The following is a 17,337-nucleotide window of genomic DNA, read 5'->3' as shown; positions in this document are numbered from 1 at the left end:
CCGCCCGCCGGAATTGAGAGAGCAATGAGCGTGACTTCAGGAACGAAAACTGAGAGCGGCGTCGGCGAAACGATCCGGGTCGTGATCCACGCTCTCCTGATTGCGCTGGTGATCCGCACCTTCCTGTTCCAGCCGTTCAACATCCCATCCGGCTCGATGAAGGCGACGCTGCTGGTCGGCGACTATCTGTTCGTCTCGAAATATTCCTACGGCTACAGCCACTACTCGATCCCGTTCTCGCCGCCGCTGTTCTCGGGGCGGATCTGGGGCTCGGACCCGAACCGCGGCGACATCGTCGTGTTCCGCCTGCCGAAGGACGATTCCACCGACTACATCAAGCGCGTGATCGGCCTTCCCGGCGACCGCATCCAGATGCGGGACGGGCTGCTCTACATCAACGACACGCCGGTCGAGCGGCAGCGCATGAGCGAATTTGTCGGCGAGGACCCCTGCGGCGCCGAAGGCAGCGGCGTCTCCCGGGTGAAGCGCTGGAAGGAAACGCTGCCGAACGGCGTGTCCTACGAGACGCTGGACTGTGCCGACAACGGCTACGTGGACAACACCAACGTCTACACTGTGCCGACCGGCCATTTCTTCATGATGGGCGACAACCGCGACAACTCGACCGACAGCCGCTTCCTTGGTCAGGTCGGCTACGTGCCGAAGGAGAATTTGATCGGGCGCGCCCAGATGATCTTCTTCTCGATCGCCGAAGGCGAGCATGCCTGGATGTTCTGGCGCTGGCCGTGGGCGGTGCGCTGGAATCGCTTCTTCAAAATCGTCCGATGAAAGACGAAGCCAAGGACATCGCGACCCTGCCGACCGAGGCGCAAGCGGGCCCCGACGGCGAAGCTGCGACCAAGAGCCTTGAAAGCAAGACGCCTGAAAACAAGACGCCTGCGAAGAAGAAGCGGGTGCGGAGCAGCAAGGTCAGGGGCTCGGATGCGAATGCGGGGCTCGAGGCACGCATCGGCTACAGCTTTGCCGATCCGAACCTCTTGATGCAAGGCATCACGCATGTCTCCGCGCTGAAGTCCGGGCGCAAGCGCGGCGACAGCTATCAGCGGCTGGAATTCCTCGGCGACCACGTGCTCGGGCTCGTCGTCTCCGACATGCTCTATCACACCTTCCCGAACGCCGACGAAGGCGAGCTGTCCAAGCGACTTGCCGAACTGGTGCGCAAGGAGAGCTGCGCCGATGTCGCCAAGTCGCTCGGTCTGCTCGACGACATCAAGCTCGGCTCGGTCGGCTCCAGCGCCGACGCACGCCTGCGCAAGAGCGTGCTAGGCGACATCTGCGAGGCCGTGATCGGCGCCGTCTTCCTCGACGGCGGCTACGCGGCGGCGGCCGATTTCGTCAAGCGCAACTGGACCGAGCGCATGCACAAGCCGCGACGTCCCTTGCGCGATCCCAAGACCGTTCTCCAGGAATGGGCGCAAGGCAAGGGATTGCCGACGCCCGTATATCGCGAAGTCGAGCGCACCGGCCCGCATCATGATCCGCAATTCCGCGTCGCGGTCGATCTTCCGGGACTCGCTCCGGCGGAAGGCATCGGCGGCAGCAAGCGCGCGGCAGAGAAGGTGGCAGCTTCAGTGATGATCGAACGTGAAGGCGTTGGCGGCGGCAATGACGGTTAAAGCAAGCGGCGAGGCGCCCACTGCTACGCGCTGCGGCTTCGTCGCGCTGATCGGCGCGCCCAACGTCGGCAAATCCACGCTGGTCAATGCGCTGGTCGGGGCCAAGGTCACGATCGTCTCGCGCAAGGTGCAGACCACGCGCGCGCTGATCCGCGGCATCGTGATCGAGAACAACGCTCAGATCATCCTGGTCGATACGCCCGGCATCTTCCTGCCCAAGCGCCGGCTCGACCGCGCCATGGTCTCGACCGCCTGGAGCGGCGCGCATGATGCCGATCTCGTCTGCGTGCTACTGGATGCCAAGGCCGGCATCGACGAGGAAGCCGAGGCGATCCTCACCAAGGTCGCCAGCGTCAAGCACGAAAAGATTTTGGTCATCAACAAGGTCGACCTGGTCCAGCGCGAGAAGCTGCTGGCGCTGGCGCAGGCCGCCAACGAGCGCATGGCCTTCGCAAAGACGTTCATGATTGCGGCGATCTCCGGCGACGGCGTCGACGACCTCAGGCATACGCTGGCCGAGATCGTGCCGCCGGGGCCGTTCCTCTATCCCGAAGACCAGATGTCGGACGCGCCGATGCGGCAGCTTGCTGCCGAGATCACCCGCGAGAAGATCTTTCGCAAGCTGCACCAGGAATTGCCCTACCAGTCCACCGTCGAGACCGACAAGTGGGAGGAGCGCAAGGACAAGTCGGTGCGCATCGAGCAGACGATTTTCGTCGAGCGCGAGAGCCAGCGGAAGATCGTGCTCGGCGCGGGCGGCGCCACCATCAAGTCGATCGGCGCGGACTCGCGCAAGGAGATCGGCGAGATCCTGGGCGTGCCGGTGCACCTGTTCCTGTTCGTCAAGGTGCGCGAGAACTGGAGCGACGATCCCGATCGCTACCGCGAGATGGGCCTGGAATTTCCCAAAGAATAACCAAGAAAAGATCGGTTGGCGATGAGCGTACCCAGCAACGTACGGCGCTTCGAAGCGTTGCTCTATGCATCGTTGATGCTGGATGCCTTGTCGATGGCGGTGCAGGACCGCACGCCGAATGCCGAGATGACCGAACAGATGATCATGACGTCGACGCTGCTTGCCGGCGGCATGATCCTGCTGCTGGTCTATTTCGTCCGGCTGGCCGCGCGCGGGCGCAAGAACTGGCCGCGCTGGGTACTGGCTGCAGCACTCGTGCTGTCGGTGATCTCGCTCGGCCAGATCATCGGCCAGAAGGGCATGGAACTCGACAGCGCCATCGAGATCGTCTCCTGCGTGCTGACGGCGATGGGATTGTATTTCTCGTTCCGCGGCGACGCGCAGGGCTGGTTCAACGCGTGAGGCCGTGTCGGGTGGATTGGCGGCGCGCAATTCACCTTCCAGGAGTGCATCCGCGATTGGCCGATTAGGCCTTCGGCCAATCCGCCCTACGATTGAAGACCGGAATCCGCTAGACTTCACCCATGGAATGGACCGACGAAGGCATCGTGCTGGGGGTGCGGCGGCATGGCGAGAGCAGCGCCATCGTCGAGCTGCTGACCCGCGCGCACGGCCGCCATCTCGGTCTCGTCCGCGGCGGCGCCGGCTCGCGGATGCGGCCGCTGCTGCAGCCCGGCAACAGCCTCAGCGTGGTGTGGCGGGCGCGGCTCGATGAGCATCTCGGCACCTATGCCATCGAGGGCCTCAAGCTGCGGGCGGCGACGCTGCTGGGATCATCCCACGGCGTCTACGGCATCACCCATCTCGCCTCGATCGCGCGGTTGCTGCCGGAGCGCGATCCGCACGAAAACCTCCTGGCGCTGCTCGAACATTCGCTGGACGATTTCGACGACATCGGCAGCGCGGCCGTGCACGTGATCCATTTCGAACTGGCAATGCTCACCGAACTCGGCTTCGGGCTGGCGCTGGAAAACTGCGCCGTGACCGGAGAAACGAACGACCTGATCTACGTCTCGCCCAAATCCGGCGGCGCGGTGTCGCGCGGGGCGGGCGAACCGTGGCGCGACCGCCTGTTGCGGCTGCCGCCGTTCCTGCGCCAGGGCGAGGTGCAGGGCGACCTCACCGATCAGGATCTCCAGGACGGCTTTCGACTGACCGGCCTGTTCCTGCTGCGCCACGTGCTGGAGCCGCGCGGGCAGGGCCATTCCGACGCGCGGGCAGGCTTTATCAACGCGCTAATTCGACAGCAGGCAAAGGCCGCCATTCCCGCGCCATGAGCCTGGCGCGGCCCTGCGTTGCCTCAGCGGGCCAGCCATTTGCTGGAACAAAACTGGGTTCCCCGGACTTGCCAATTTGGGTTCCAATCGGGGATAGGCTCATGCTGATCAAGGGACTTGTGATATCGGCAGCGCTGATCGCGCTGGCGCCGGACGCCCTCGCGGGTGAGCAGCCGGGCGTTTTTCGCCGTGCCTCCTGCACCGTCGTCAGGTTCTATGTGGCCAAGTATTCGGCTGCGGCAGCCGAGGCTTGGGCCCGCTCAAAAGGCGCAACGGAGGCCGAGATCGAGACGGCCCGGCGGTGTCTGACCAATGCCCCAGCCACCACCCAGGCCAAAAGCGCCCAACCCACCCAGACCTTCACCGCAGGCTGGGCCGGCCAGTAGGCCGCCCCCGGGGAACCAATCGATCCTTGCCCGATTCGCTTCCACGGTTTAACCGGGCGGCATGGGAAAACGATTGATTCCGCCGGAGGAACCGGCCGAAATTCACGAGGTGCCGCTGCGTGAGGCGCTGGAAGAGCGCTATCTTGCCTACGCGCTCTCCACCATCATGCACCGCGCGCTGCCGGATGCGCGCGACGGCCTGAAGCCGGTGCACCGCCGCATTCTCTATGGCATGCGCCTGCTCCGGCTCGACCCGGGCACGGCGTTCAAGAAATCCGCCAAAATCGTCGGCGATGTGATGGGCTCGTTCCATCCGCACGGCGACCAGGCGATCTACGACGCCATGGTGCGTCTCGCCCAGGATTTCTCCTCGCGCTACCCTCTGGTCGACGGCCAGGGCAATTTCGGCAATATCGACGGCGATAATCCCGCCGCCTACCGCTACACCGAAGCGCGCATGACCGACGTCGCGCGGCTTCTGCTCGACGGCATCGACGAGGACGGGGTCGAATTCCGTCCCAATTACGATGGTCAGTCGAAAGAGCCGATCGTGCTGCCCGGCGGCTTCCCGAACCTGCTCGCCAACGGCGCGCAGGGTATCGCGGTCGGCATGGCGACCTCGATCCCGCCGCACAACGCGGCCGAGCTCTGCGACGCCGCGCTGCATCTGATCGAGAAGCCCGACGCGAAATCCAAGGCGCTGCTGAAATGGGTCAAGGGTCCGGATTTTCCCACCGGCGGCATCTGCGTCGATTCCAAGCAGGCGATCGCTGAAGCCTACACCACCGGCCGCGGCTCGTTCCGCGTCCGCTCCCGATGGGAGCAGGAAGAGGGCGCGCGCGGCACCTGGGTCGTCGTCGTCACCGAGATTCCCTTTCTGGTGCAGAAATCGCGGCTGATCGAGAAGATCGCCGAGCTGCTGGACCAGAAGAAGCTGCCGCTGGTCGGCGATATCAGGGACGAGTCGGCCGAAGACGTCCGCATCGTGATCGAGCCGAAGTCGAAGAACGTCGATCCCGCGCTGATGATGGAATCGCTATTCCGGCTGACCGAGCTCGAAAACAAGATTCCGCTGAACCTCAACGTGCTGATCAAGGGCCGCATTCCCAAGGTCGTGGGGCTGGCGGAATGCTTGCGCGAATGGCTCGACCATCTGCGCGACGTGCTGATCCGTCGCACCAACCATCGCAAGGCCGAGATCGAGCGCCGGCTGGAGATTCTCGGCGGCTTGCTGATTGCCTATCTGAACATCGACGAGGTGATCAGGATCATCCGCAATGAGGACGAGCCGAAGCCGGCGCTGATCAAGGCGTTCAAGCTCACCGAGGTGCAGGCCGAAGCCATCCTCAACATGCGGCTGCGAAGCCTGCGCAAGCTCGAGGAGATGGAGATCCGCAGCGAGGACAAGGATCTTCGCAAGGAGCTGAAGGGCATCGAGGGATTGCTGGCGTCCGAGCCCGAGCAGTGGAAGAAGGTCGGCGAGCAGGTTGGCAAGGTCCGCGACATGTTCGGACCGAAGACCCCGCTCGGCAAGCGCCGCACCACCTTTGCGGACGCGCCCGAGCATGATCTCGCTGCGATCGAGGAGGCCCTGGTCGAGCGCGAGCCAGTGACGGTGGTCGTCTCCGACAAGGGCTGGATCCGCACCCTCAAGGGCCATGTCGAGGATCTCTCGGGGCTGGCCTTCAAGCAGGACGACAAGCTCGGGTTCGCGTTCTTCGCGGAGACGACCTCGAAGCTGCTGCTGTTCGCCACCAACGGCAAGTTCTACTCGCTCGATGTCGCAAAACTTCCGGGCGGCCGCGGTCATGGCGAGCCGATCCGCCAGTTCATCGATCTCGAGCCGGAGGCCGCGCCGGTCACGCTGTTCGTCAACAAGGGCGGGCGCAAATTCCTGGTCGCGAGCCACGAGGGCCAGGGCTTCGTCGTCAACGAGGACGATTGCGTCGGCACCACCAAGAAGGGCAAGCAGGTTCTCAACGTCGACATGCCGAATGAGGCGCGCACGGTCACCGAGGTGCTCGGCGACACCGTCGCGGTCATCGGCGAGAACCGCAAGATGCTGGTGTTCCCGCTCGACCAGGTGCCGGAGATGGCCCGCGGTCGCGGTGTGCGTCTGCAGAAGTACAAGGACGGCGGCCTCTCCGACGTTGCCGTGTTCGACGCCAAGACGGGCCTGACCTGGAAGGACTCCGCCGGCCGCGAATTCTCTGCGACCATGAAGGAGCTCGCCGAGTGGAAAGGCTCCCGCGCCGACGCCGGCCGTCTACCGCCGAAGGGATTCCCGAAGTCCAACAAGTTCGGCAGGGTGATCGGGTAGTCGGGCGACAGTCTGGTTCCGCCGGTGCGCGCGGTCTGATACCGTCCGGCATCCCGGTGTTCTGGAATGTTGAGAAGTAGCCCGATGTACGATGTCATTGTTGTCGGCGGCGGCTCCGCCGGCGCCGCTGTTGCGGCTCGGCTCTCGGAGGATCCCGCACGGCGCGTCCTGCTGCTCGAAGCCGGTCTGGACTGGCGCGCCGACGAGGCGCCTTGGGAAGTGAGGACGCCGAACCCGATCCCGATCATCCACAAGCGCGAGTACCAGCAGAAATGGCAGTGGCCTGATCTTCTGACGCGCCGTGTGGCGGGGCAGGAGCCGCGCTTCTACTGGCGCGGCAAGGGGCTCGGCGGCTCGTCGATGATGAACGGCCAGATCGCCATCCGCGGCGTTGCCGATGCGTTCGACGAATGGGCCGCCAATGGCTGCACCGGCTGGTCCGCCAAGGACGTCATGCCGTTGTTCTCGGTGATCGAGGATGATCTGGAATTCGGCGACGCCGCCGGCCACGGACGCGGTGGACCGCTGCCGGTCTATCGGGCGCCGCCGGACAAATGGGGCCCGATCGATCGCGGCTTGCGCGATGCGGCGCTGGGGAGCGGCTATCCCTGGTGCGCCGACGTCAACGGCCCCGACGGTGAGGGCGTCGCCTGCTATCCCATCAACAGCCGCGACAGCCGCCGCATCACCACCAACGAGGGATATCTGGAGCCCGCGCGCGGCCGCGCCAATCTGGAAATTCGCGGGCATGCGCTGGTCGACCGCGTGCTGATCAGCGACGGCCGGGCGACCGGCCTCCGCGTTCACATCGAGGGGCAGGGCACCAGCGAGATCAGCGCGCGCCAGATCGTGCTGTGCGCCGGCGCCATCCACAGTCCGGCGATCCTGCTGCGCTCGGGCATCGGACCTGCGGATGAGCTGAAGGCGATGGGGATCGCGGTCGAGCGCGACCTGCCGGTCGGCCGTCACTTCTTCGACCACCCGCTGTTTCGCGCCACGATCCAGCTCCACGAAAATCTGCGGCCCACCGATCCGGACACGCGTCATACCAATTGCTGCGTGACCTATTCCTCGGGCCTCGCCGACGGCGGCAAGCGCGACATGATCCTGATCGCCTTCAACCACCGCGGCATCGGTGTGCCGGGCGCGATCGGCGCCGGGCTGTTCAACGCGTATTCTCGTGGCACGCTCAAGCTGACCTCGACCGACCCCGCGATCGATCCGGTCGTCGAGGAAAACATGCTGGCCGATCCCCGCGACATGCTGCGCATGATGGATGCGGTGAGGCGGCTGGCCGTGATCACCTCCCAGCCGGCGCTATCAGGCATCGCCGACTGGATCCGGCTCGCCGACACCGATCTGAGGCTGCAGCAAGCCGCTGCGCTGCCGGAGCATGAACTGGATGCGCTGCTGCGGCGTGAGACCGGCGACATCCAGCATGCCGCCGGTAGTTGCCGGATGACCGGCATCAACGACGCCGACGGCGTGGTCAATCCTGATGGTACGGTGAAGGGCATCGCGGGCCTGCGCGTCGCCGACGCCTCGATCATGCCGTCGGATTGCCGGGCCAACACCCACTTCACGACGGTGGTGATTGGGGAAGCGATTGCGCGGATGATGATGAGGTAGAGCGACAACGACGGTTTCATGCCTCGGCTCGACCGGGGCATCCAGTACGCCGCGGCCTCTCTTCTCGATCGCGACTGTCTCGGAGTACTGGATCGCCCGCCTTCGCGGGCGATGACAGTGAGAATAGGGCTAGGACCTACTGTCGCGCCGATCCACACTTCAAACAGCGGACGAGAGTTCGCGATCTCGCGGCTGCTTCCGCCCGAGTTTTGCGTCGTCGCATTGCCCTTGTTGAGACAAGGGCGCAGGGAAGGCCGGGCGCCGGCTGGCACCCGCAGGTCCGTGCGCAATAGAAATGCACACGGGGTGGACCACAGGTTCGCCGGATCGCCCGGCCTTCCCTGCGCGATGGTTTTAACGTGTCCTTCGTGCTCTCCTCGGGGAGCGATGCACTATTGCCCCCGTCGTCCTGCAGATGACTGATGCGCGCGCCCGGTTGGGCCGCCACATCACTGCAGGACTTGACGCACAGACCCCGGGCGTCAGGACCACACGACTTGTTCGTCCGCGCACGTCTTCGCATGTCGCTTCGAGTGCTGGCGTGTGCTCACACCCGAAGCCATGCCAAGACGCTTTCGGCATCGTGTCGTAGGCACGAAGGCCTTGCTCACAGCCGAAGCCGCCCTGCAATGCCTGTTATGCCCGACGCCGTCGCGTCCATCGCTGCCCAGCCCGCGGTTCGTGACGATCGCGATCCGCCCCTTGTCTCGGGCCAGGGTGTGTCGCTTGTACGTAAAATCCGAATTTCGGTAAAGTGGAATATTTTGCGAGGTGGGCTTGACAGGCGATGTGGCGGAAGTGATCGCGGCTGTTTTGCCCGACGGGCACGGGGAGGTGCTCAAGGACAAATTCCAGATAAGCTCCGTCAAGGCGAATGCAGAGGCAGTCGCCTCGATGCGTTCACATCGCCTTCGCGAGCGCGAACAGCCGGAAATCCTCGAGCGCCGCGTGCCGATGCGGGGCGGCTTCGCGCCGGTAAATCTCGGTGTCGACGATCGAGCGGAAGGTGGCGAAATCGCCGTATTCATTGATCGCCGCTTCGTCCCAGCGTTCGCCTGGCGAGCCGACGAGGCTCGTTAGGACCGGCCCGGAAAACATCCGCACGAGCGGCTTACCGGCCGCGAGACGCCGGAATGCCGGCCTGTAGCGTTCGTGGAAGGCTTCGCGGCCCGAGCAGGGCGCGGCGTCGAATCCGTCCTCGTAACGCGCATACGCGCGGTAGCGCAGCAGATTGAGCATATAAACCGGCTGGCCGGGTGGAATCGCGCGCTCGGCGGCGTCAAGGGCTTGCAGGGTGATTTCGATGGGGTTCATGGGACTTCCCGCGTTTCCAGCGCCGCAGAATGCGGGCTGACGCTTCCTGTCTAGCCGTTCGGGAAGGGCTCTTGTAGTGACCACGCAGCCATGACTATGTGGACTGCATGTCCACAACGACTTTACCTCCCGACCTCTCTCGTCTCCTCGCCTTCGTCCGCGTCGTCGAGGCGGGCTCCTTTGCCGAAGCCGCGCGGCGCGCGGGGACGACCACCTCGGCAATGTCCAAGGCGGTCGCCCGCTTTGAAAAGGCTCGCGGGTTGCGGCTTTTGCATCGCTCCACCCATTCGTTGGCGCTGACCGAAGAAGGCGACAGGCTGATGGCGGCGGGACGCGCGTTGGTCGAAAGTCTCGCCCATGTCCAATCCGCGCTCGGCGAAGTCGCGGGCGACGATGGCGGACGGGTGCGCGTGACCGCCCCCGCCTCGTTCGCGCGCGCCTGCATCCTGCCGCGACTGCCCGCGTTCCTGCGGGAACGGCCGGAAATCGAGATCGAGGTCAAATTCCGCAACGAGATTCTCGATCTCGCGGCGGAAGGCGTCGACGTCGCGATCCGCTCAGGGCCCCTCGACCGCGCGCCCGGCCATCAGGCGCGGCGGCTGTGCACGTTCTCGTGGATCGCTTGCGCCTCGCCTGCCTATCTGAACGCGCGCGGCGCGCCGGCGACTCCATACGAGCTTTCCGCGCACGACCACGTCGGCTTCCGGAATCCCGCGAGCGGTCAGATCCTGACCTGGCGCTTCGCCGACCCGCGCGGCAAAGGACCCATTCGCATCACGCCCAAGCCCAAGCACATTTGCGACGACGCGCACGCTTCGCTCGCCTTGATCGCGAATGGGTTTGGGGTCGGCTGGGGGCCAGCATGGCTCGTCGACGAAGATCTTCGTGCCGGCCGGCTGGTCGAAGTGCTTGCGCCCTGGCGCGCGTCCGGGGAACCCCTATGGATGCTGCGCACCTCCGACCGCCGCCCGCCGCTGCGCACACAGCGCGTCATGTCGTTCCTCGCCACGCTTCCCGCCGCGTTCAGCGACAAGAGGGTGTGAAGCATCGGTCGTCACCGAAATTCAGACGCCAAGAAACTGAGCTCAAGGTCCTGGGGATTCGTAGGGAAGCCCCCCTTGGCCTATAGCCGCCATGCAAACCTGACGGCTTAGTGACGCCTTCCATTGGCAAACCGGGACGCAACGAACCACTGAGTTCGCGTCCTAGATCACCCCCGCCAGCCGCAGCGCCACGCCAGCGGTACACGAGCCGGCGAGCACCGTCAGCATGCCGAGCTTGAAGCGGAAGATCGCGGTTGCGGCAGCGATCGACAGCGCGAGCGCGGGGATATCGACGCTGGTCAGGACCGGCATGTCGAAGGCAAACGGAAACGCGTGCACCGGCACGGTCTCGCGGAACAGCGTGTGCAGCGCAAACCAGATCGAGAGGTTGAGGATCACGCCGACGACGGCAGCGGTGATCGCACTGAGCGCACCGCCAAGGCCCTTGTTGCCGCGCAACCGTTCGACGTAAGGGGCGCCTACGAAAATCCAGAGGAAGCAGGGCGTGAAGGTGACCCAGGTTGCGAGCAATCCGCCGAGCGTAGCCGCGAGCATCGGCGACAGCCCGCTGGCGTCGCGGTAGGCGGCCATGAAGCCCACGAACTGAAGCACCATGATCAAAGGACCGGGCGTGGTCTCGGCCATGCCGAGGCCGTCGAGCATCTCGTGCGGCTTCAGCCAGTGATAGTGCTCGACCGCCTGCTGGGCGACATAGGCCAGCACTGCGTAGGCGCCGCCGAAGGTGACCAGCGCCATTTTTGAGAAGAACAGCGCGATGTGACTGAAGACATTGTCCTGTCCAACAGCGAGCAACAGCGCGATCACCGGCACCAGCCACAGCGCCAGCCACAACGCGCCGACGCGAATCGTGCGCGCGGTGTTGGGGCGGACATGCTCGGGCACAGCGTCGCCGAGCATGCTGTCGATCACGGCGCTGCTGCCGCCAGGGCCGTGACCGGCCGGCGCGAATTCCGGACGGCCCTGTTTGGCGCCGATATATCCAATGACGCCGGCGGCGATGATGATGACCGGGAAGGGGATCGCGAAGAAGAAAATCGCGACAAAGGCGATCGCGGCAAGCGCGATCATGATGCGGTTCTTCAGCGCGCGCTTGCCGACGCGCACCACGGCCTCGACGACGATGGCGAGCACGGCGGCCTTCAGCCCGTAGAACAGCGCCTCGACGAAGCTGACATTACCGAAGGCGGCGTAGACGTAGCTCAGGCCCATGATGGCGATGATGCCGGGCAGGATGAACAGTCCGCCCGCCATCAGCCCGCCGGCGGTGCGGTGCATCAGCCAGCCGATATAGGTCGCCAGCTGCTGCGCCTCCGGGCCCGGCAGCAGCATGCAGTAATTGAGCGCGTGGAGGAAACGGGCTTCCGAGATCCAGTTCTTCTCCTCGACCAGGATGCGATGCATCACCGCAATTTGGCCCGCGGGCCCGCCAAAACTCAGGCAGGCGACACGGAGCCAGACGCGAAAGGCTTCACTGAAGCTGACGCCGTGACCGGCATCAGCTCCTGTTTCGGTCGTACGGGTATCCATCAAGCCTTCGCCTTGTTGGTCGGCCAGTTATGCGTCTCAGACGTCGCGTCGCGGCACCAGCGGTAGAACGCGTCGTAGAGCAACATGCCGGCTTCGAGCTGTTCGAGGTCGTCATCGTACATCCGCGACAGCCCGAGCGAAGCCGCGAGCAGACCGGGGGCCTCCGGCGCCAGGTCAGGCCGCGCGGTGTCGGCGCCGCGCACCAGCGTTGCGAGCCGGAGCAGCGCAGGCGCGGCAATCCCGAACTCCTCGATCATTACATCGAAGGTGCAGAGCTCGCCACGGTGGCTCCAGAACACGTTCTCGATGTCGAACGGGGCTGCGTTGAAGCGTTGCCCGACCGCCACCACTTCCGAAGGCGCCACGAACAGGAAGACGGCCGTGGGATCGACGAAGCGTCGGATCAGCCAGGGGCAGGCGATGCGGTCGACCTTTGGCCGCGCCCGCGTCACCCAGACGGTCCGTCCCTTGGCGTCGCGCGGCGGCAGCTTGCGGGTATCGAGCAGCGGCAGTTTTGCCGCCTTCCAGCCCTCGAAACCGCCCTCCAGCGTCTCGGCTTGCACGCCGAGCTGCCTGAGCCAGGCGGCGGTGCCCTGCGCGAGCTTTTCGCCGCGCAAGCACGAGACGATCGCGGAACGGCCGGCGAATTGGCCGCCCCATTCCGGAACATTGTCGTGGCTGAGCTTGATCGAACCCGGGATCAGTCGCCGGTCGGCGGCAAAATCCTCGTCGGTGCGCACGTCGATCAGGACAGGCGCATTCGCCGTGCCGATCAGTCGTGCCATTTTTTCAGATGATATCGTCGTGTAGGAAGACATGATGCGCCCTCGTAAGAACAAACGGGACGCGATACTTGGGCATGTCGCCTCGTGGGGAGATCGCTCAAATCCCCATGACCTTTATTACATCGAAACGGCACCCGCCTGTCAATCGGCTCGTTTCGCCGATTTTGTCCGAGGACCCCGCAGGTCTATATTGCGGGTCAACGGACCAGACCTTCCGGAGAATTTTCGATGCATTCCCATTCCATCGAACAATGGACCCATGACCACGCCTTTCTGGGCGACAAGCACGACGAGAACGAGCGGCGCACCTGGCTCGTCGTCATCCTGACGCTGGTCATGATGGTCGGCGAGATCGTCGCCGGCTCGCTGTTCGGGTCGATGGCACTGCTCGCCGACGGCTGGCACATGGGCACGCATGCGGCGGCGCTGGGGATTGCGGCGTTCGCGTATCGCTTTGCGCGGCGGCACCTGGGGAGCTCGCATTTCAGCTTCGGCACCGGCAAATTCGGCGATCTCGCCGCCTTCGCCAGCGCGATCATCCTCGGCCTGATCGCGGTCGAGATCGCCTATGAGAGCGTGCTGCGGCTGATCAATCCGGTGCCGATCGTCTATGGCGAGGCCATCGTGGTGGCCGCCCTCGGTCTGTGCGTCAATCTCGCCAGCGCCTGGCTGCTCCGCGGCAGCCACGATCACCACCACCACGGTCATGCGCATGATGATCACGATGATCATGAGCATGATCATCATCACCATCATCACGACAACAATCTCCGCGCCGCCTATGTCCACGTCATGGCGGACGCGGCGACCTCGGTTCTGGCGATCGCCGCGCTGGTGGTCGCCATGTATTCGGGATGGGCCTGGGCCGATCCGGCGGTCGGCCTGATCGGCAGTGCCGTGATCGCGAGCTGGGCGTTCGGCCTGATCAAGACATCGGGCGCGGTGTTGCTCGACGTGCGCGCCGACGAGAAGCTCGAGCGTGTGATCCGGGCGCGTATGGAGACCGGTGATGACCGCGTCACCGATCTGCATCTGTGGCAGGTCGGCCCCGGCCATTGCGCCGTGTTGGTGTCGGTGGTGTCGGACAAGCCGAAGCAGCCGGCCGTCTACAAGAGGCGGCTCGCCGGGTTGAAGGGGCTGAGCCACGTCACCGTCGAGGTCGAGACCTGCCCGCATTGAAGCGGGTTGCGGGAATTCTGCGAACGGACCGGGGTTGATCCTCGGTCACAGCCGACAATGGCTGCAAGGGAGGAACGAATGACGCCAAGGATCACGCCAAGGATCACGCTCGCTCTCGCCGTCGCTGCCCTCGTTCTGTCCTGTCATGCGGCGCTGGCACAGTCCAAAAAGACCGGTGTCGAAAGGCTCTACGTCCTCAATTGCGGCGAGGGCACCGCCGGCGACATCTCGCGCTGGACGCCCGGCCTCAACGAGGGCAAGACGATGGACTTCGTCGACAGCTGCTATCTCATCAAGCACGCCAAGGGCTGGTTCCTGTGGGACACCGGCATCGCCGACGCAGTCGCCGCGATGCCGAACGGCCTCGCGCCCGCCGATCCCAAGGCGGTGAGCTGGCGCCGGCCGAAGACGCTTGCCGCCCAGCTCGAACAGCTCGGCCTCAAGCCCGGTGACGTCAAGATGATGGCCGTCTCGCACACCCATCCCGACCACACCGGCAATGTCGAGCTGTTCCCGCAGGCCATGCTCTACGTGCAGAAGGCCGAGTATGACTGGCCCGGCGCCAACAACGAGCCGCGATTCAAGCCGTCACATCCGGTCGAGCTGCTTGCGGGCGACAAGGACGTGTTCGGCGACGGCAGCGTGACCATCCTGTCGACGCCCGGCCATACGCCGGGACACCAATCGCTGCTGGTGAAGCTGCCGAAGACCGGCGCGGTCGTGCTGTCGGGCGATGCAGTGCACTTCAAGGATAATTGGGACAACCGCCGCGTGCCCAGCATGAACGCCAACAAGGACCAGAGCACGGCCTCGATGCAGAAGATCGCCGACACGCTCGGCAAGGAGAAGGCGCAGCTCTGGATCAACCACGACAAGTCCCAGCGCGACAGCCAGAAGATGTCGCCGGAGTTTTACGACTAGCTTCCCGCAACACCCCTGTTGCCACTATGGTGGCAACAGGGACGTGCTAGCGCCCTCGACAAGCTCCGCAACGGGAGACGATTGTGGGTGAGTGGGCCGGGGTTGCGATCGCACTGGCATCGAGCAGCCTTGGCGGCACTGCCGCGGCGATCACCCGCTATCTGGTCGGCGGCGCCGATCCGATCCTGCTCGCGATCCTGCGCTGGGGGATCGGCTCTCTCTGCCTCCTGCCGTGTGCCCTGATGCTCGGCGTGCGCTGGCCGCAGCGGTCCGACTGGCCGGCCGTGGCGCTGCTCGGCATCTGCTTTTTCGGCCTATTCTTCATCCTCTACAACATCGCGGTGTCCTACACGACCGCCGCGCGCGCCAGTCTCGCGCTTGCGACGCTGCCGCTCCACACCATGGTGGTCGGCGCCATCCTCGGCGTCGAGCGGCTGACGTCGCGCAAGGTCATTGGCGTCGGCATCGCGGTGCTCGGCGTGGCGGCGGCGCTGGCCGCGGGCCTGGCGCAAAGCCCGCCCGGCGCCTGGCGCGGCGAGCTGATCATGACCGGTGCCGTGTTCTGCATGGCGTTCTACAACGTGCTGTCGCGGCCGCTGATGCAGCGCTCCAGCCCGCTCGGCTTTCTCACGGTCGGCATGGGTGCGGGCGCCGCCGTGCTGGTGCTCGCGGGTCTGGTGAAAGGCAGTTTCGCAGCGCTCGGGCAGTTCACGACGGCGCATTGGATTGCCGGGATTTATCTGGGCATCGGCGGCGGTGCGCTCGCCTTCATCCTCTGGGTCATGGCGCTGGCGCGCGCGACGCCGACCCGGGTCGCCAATACGATGACGGTCAACCCGATCGCCGCGACCTTGCTCGCCGCGCTGCTGATCGGCGAGCCGATCACGCCAAATCTCCTGATCGGGCTGGTCGCCGTGTTCGCCGGCATCTGGATCGCTACCAGCGAGACGAAGCCGGCTTAGCTGCGCGGCGCCGTGACCGGCGGCGGGCTCGCGTCCGGCATCTTCTTCGGCTTCAGCGAGCCGGCGTAGAAGGAGATCAGCCAGACCAGGATGATGGCGAGGAGATAGACACCCCAGGCCTGAGGCGGCGTGGTCGCCCAGCGCAGGAGGCCTTTGAATGTGCGGGGTGGGCGCGTGTCTTCGGTCATGCTCCGCTTGTGCGCGAAAGCTCCCGCCCGGTCAATCCGGCCGCGGTTGCGCGCGGATCATGAACAGCGCGGCCAGCGCCGAGAGGCTGAGCGCCGAGGAGACGATCAGCACCTTGGCCCCCATGACGTCGATGAGCAGGCCGAAGGCCAGCGGCGCCACCGCCTGCGCCATCCGTGCCGGCGCGCCGATGATGCCGAGGCGATAGCCGAAATCCTTGGGGCCGAAGATCGACAGCGGCAGCGTGCCGCGCGCGATGGTCAGGATGCCGTTGCCGGAGCCGTGGAACAGCGCAAACGCACTGGCCGCGGCGCCGCCGAAGATGGCCACGACCACCGCGCCGATGGGGTGGGTGAGGCAGGCGAGCCGCGTCGACCATAGCGGATGAAAGCGACTGAGGAAGCCTGCTTCCAGAACCCGCGCGGCGACTTGCGCGGGGCCGATCAGCGCTCCGGCCGCGATCGCCTCGACCGGCGTCGCGCCTGTGGTCTCCAGGATGCGCGGAAAATGCGCGGCCATCGCGCCAGTGACAGTCCAGACCGCTGCGAAGACGAACGCGAGCAGGATCATGGTGCGGTCGAGCGGCAGATGCGGCTTCTCTGCTGTCGCCGCGGCCTGCCTGGCGCCCTTGATGGTCGGCAGCAAGAAGAAGTTGAGCGGCAGGCCGATCAGGATATTGGCGGCGGCCCAGGCGAAGCAGGTCTCGCGCCAGCCGATATGGGCAAGGCCCCAGGCGGTGAGCGGCCAGCCGACGGTCGATGCAAAGCCCGCCATCAGCGTGATGCCGGTGATCGGCCTGCGCGCTTCGGTGCCGTAGATGCGGCCGAGCGCGGCGAAGGCAGCGTCGTAAAGCCCCATCGCCATGCCGATGCCGAGCACGAGCCAGGCCATCGCCATCACCGCCACCGATTGCGAGAGGCCGAGCAGAACGAGGCCGGCGGCGATCGTCAGGTTCGACACCGAGAGGACCTGCCGGCCGCCGACCAGATCGATCTGTCGCCCGATGCGCGGGCCGAGCAGCGCCGAGATCACCAGCGAAGCCGAGAACGCGCCAAACACCCAGTTGGAGGAAATGCCGAGATCGCGCGCCATGGGATCGGCGAGCAGGGCCGGCAGATAGTAGCTCGAGGCCCAGGCCAGGGTCTGCGTGGTACCGAGCGCCAGAATGATCGGAAGCTGGCGCTGGCTCATATCCCCGTATTTCTGATCGGCGGTGTCATCATTCGCATTTGCG

17 protein-coding genes are annotated in these 17,337 nt (G+C 65.4%); 12 read left to right on the top strand and 5 right to left on the bottom strand.

The window, feature by feature from the left end; all coding sequences use genetic code 11:
- The first annotated feature begins 24 nt into the window (after nt 1–24).
- From lepB to AC0L2F_RS07665, 8 genes are all read left to right on the top strand, one after another.
- A complete protein-coding gene (gene lepB / locus AC0L2F_RS07700; protein WP_007611177.1) occupies nt 25–789 on the top strand; it encodes a signal peptidase I in 765 nt (254 codons plus the stop codon).
- Complete coding sequence (gene rnc, locus AC0L2F_RS07695) at nt 786–1,637, top strand: ribonuclease III (RefSeq protein ID WP_007611172.1); 852 nt, start codon at nt 786–788, stop codon at nt 1,635–1,637. Before lepB ends, rnc begins: the two co-directional genes overlap by 4 nt.
- A complete protein-coding gene (era, locus tag AC0L2F_RS07690) occupies nt 1,627–2,553 on the top strand; it encodes a GTPase Era (protein ID WP_473248004.1) in 927 nt (308 codons plus the stop codon). Before rnc ends, era begins: the two co-directional genes overlap by 11 nt.
- A 21-nt stretch (nt 2,554–2,574) precedes the next feature.
- Nucleotides 2,575–2,955, top strand: coding sequence for a hypothetical protein (locus AC0L2F_RS07685; RefSeq protein ID WP_007611164.1), 381 nt, complete (start codon nt 2,575–2,577; stop codon nt 2,953–2,955).
- Between the two features lie 122 nt (nt 2,956–3,077).
- Nucleotides 3,078–3,830: a DNA repair protein RecO gene (recO, locus tag AC0L2F_RS07680; protein WP_007611162.1), complete on the top strand. Its 753-nt coding sequence runs from the start codon at nt 3,078–3,080 to the stop codon at nt 3,828–3,830.
- 101 nt (nt 3,831–3,931) lie between these two features.
- Complete coding sequence (locus AC0L2F_RS07675) at nt 3,932–4,216, top strand: hypothetical protein (RefSeq protein WP_473248003.1); 285 nt, start codon at nt 3,932–3,934, stop codon at nt 4,214–4,216.
- 61 nt (nt 4,217–4,277) lie between these two features.
- Nucleotides 4,278–6,536 (top strand): DNA topoisomerase IV subunit A, encoded by a 2,259-nt coding sequence (gene parC / locus AC0L2F_RS07670; RefSeq protein ID WP_473248002.1) that lies wholly within the window; start codon nt 4,278–4,280, stop codon nt 6,534–6,536.
- Between the two features lie 84 nt (nt 6,537–6,620).
- Nucleotides 6,621–8,165 (top strand): GMC family oxidoreductase, encoded by a 1,545-nt coding sequence (locus AC0L2F_RS07665; protein ID WP_473248001.1) that lies wholly within the window; start codon nt 6,621–6,623, stop codon nt 8,163–8,165.
- Between the two features lie 900 nt (nt 8,166–9,065).
- On the opposite strand, the gene AC0L2F_RS07660 is transcribed toward AC0L2F_RS07665, so the two are convergent.
- Nucleotides 9,066–9,479: a hypothetical protein gene (locus AC0L2F_RS07660; protein WP_473248000.1), complete on the bottom strand. Its 414-nt coding sequence runs from the start codon at nt 9,477–9,479 to the stop codon at nt 9,066–9,068.
- 107 nt (nt 9,480–9,586) lie between these two features.
- Here AC0L2F_RS07660 and AC0L2F_RS07655 point away from each other — a divergent pair, with 107 nt between their 5' ends.
- Nucleotides 9,587–10,522: a LysR family transcriptional regulator gene (locus tag AC0L2F_RS07655; protein WP_007611146.1), complete on the top strand. Its 936-nt coding sequence runs from the start codon at nt 9,587–9,589 to the stop codon at nt 10,520–10,522.
- Nucleotides 10,523–10,684: 162 nt separating this feature from the next.
- Here the strand turns inward: AC0L2F_RS07655 and chrA are convergent, their stop codons facing one another.
- The gene (gene chrA, locus AC0L2F_RS07650; RefSeq protein ID WP_473247999.1) at nt 10,685–12,070 is read right to left on the bottom strand and encodes a chromate efflux transporter; all 1,386 of its coding nucleotides are present in this window, start codon (nt 12,068–12,070) and stop codon (nt 10,685–10,687) included.
- Nucleotides 12,070–12,888: a chromate resistance protein ChrB domain-containing protein gene (locus tag AC0L2F_RS07645; RefSeq protein ID WP_473247998.1), complete on the bottom strand. Its 819-nt coding sequence runs from the start codon at nt 12,886–12,888 to the stop codon at nt 12,070–12,072. The genes chrA and AC0L2F_RS07645 overlap by 1 nt, the downstream gene beginning before the upstream one ends.
- Nucleotides 12,889–13,083: 195 nt before the next feature.
- On the opposite strand from AC0L2F_RS07645, the gene dmeF reads away from it, so the two are divergent.
- The 3 genes from dmeF to AC0L2F_RS07630 all read left to right on the top strand — a co-directional run bounded on the left by dmeF (nt 13,084) and on the right by AC0L2F_RS07630 (nt 15,917).
- A complete protein-coding gene (dmeF, locus tag AC0L2F_RS07640; protein ID WP_473247997.1) occupies nt 13,084–14,034 on the top strand; it encodes a CDF family Co(II)/Ni(II) efflux transporter DmeF in 951 nt (316 codons plus the stop codon).
- Nucleotides 14,035–14,124: 90 nt separating this feature from the next.
- A complete protein-coding gene (locus tag AC0L2F_RS07635) occupies nt 14,125–14,955 on the top strand; it encodes an N-acyl homoserine lactonase family protein (protein WP_063996935.1) in 831 nt (276 codons plus the stop codon).
- Between the two features lie 83 nt (nt 14,956–15,038).
- On the top strand, nt 15,039–15,917 hold the full coding sequence (locus AC0L2F_RS07630) for a DMT family transporter (RefSeq protein ID WP_063996079.1): 879 nt from the start codon (nt 15,039–15,041) through the stop codon (nt 15,915–15,917).
- On the opposite strand, the gene AC0L2F_RS07625 is transcribed toward AC0L2F_RS07630, so the two are convergent.
- Together AC0L2F_RS07625 and AC0L2F_RS07620 are read right to left on the bottom strand one after the other, a co-directional pair.
- Nucleotides 15,914–16,105 (bottom strand): hypothetical protein, encoded by a 192-nt coding sequence (locus tag AC0L2F_RS07625; RefSeq protein ID WP_007611138.1) that lies wholly within the window; start codon nt 16,103–16,105, stop codon nt 15,914–15,916. The genes AC0L2F_RS07630 and AC0L2F_RS07625 overlap by 4 nt on opposite strands.
- A gap of 31 nt (nt 16,106–16,136) precedes the next feature.
- A complete protein-coding gene (locus tag AC0L2F_RS07620; RefSeq protein ID WP_473247996.1) occupies nt 16,137–17,294 on the bottom strand; it encodes an MFS transporter in 1,158 nt (385 codons plus the stop codon).
- Nucleotides 17,295–17,337 lie beyond the last annotated feature (43 nt).

It is taken from the genome of Bradyrhizobium sp. Ken64 (assembly GCF_055807555.1).
Note: the sequence above shows the minus strand (reverse complement) of the source record. Positions and strands in the feature narration are given on the sequence as shown.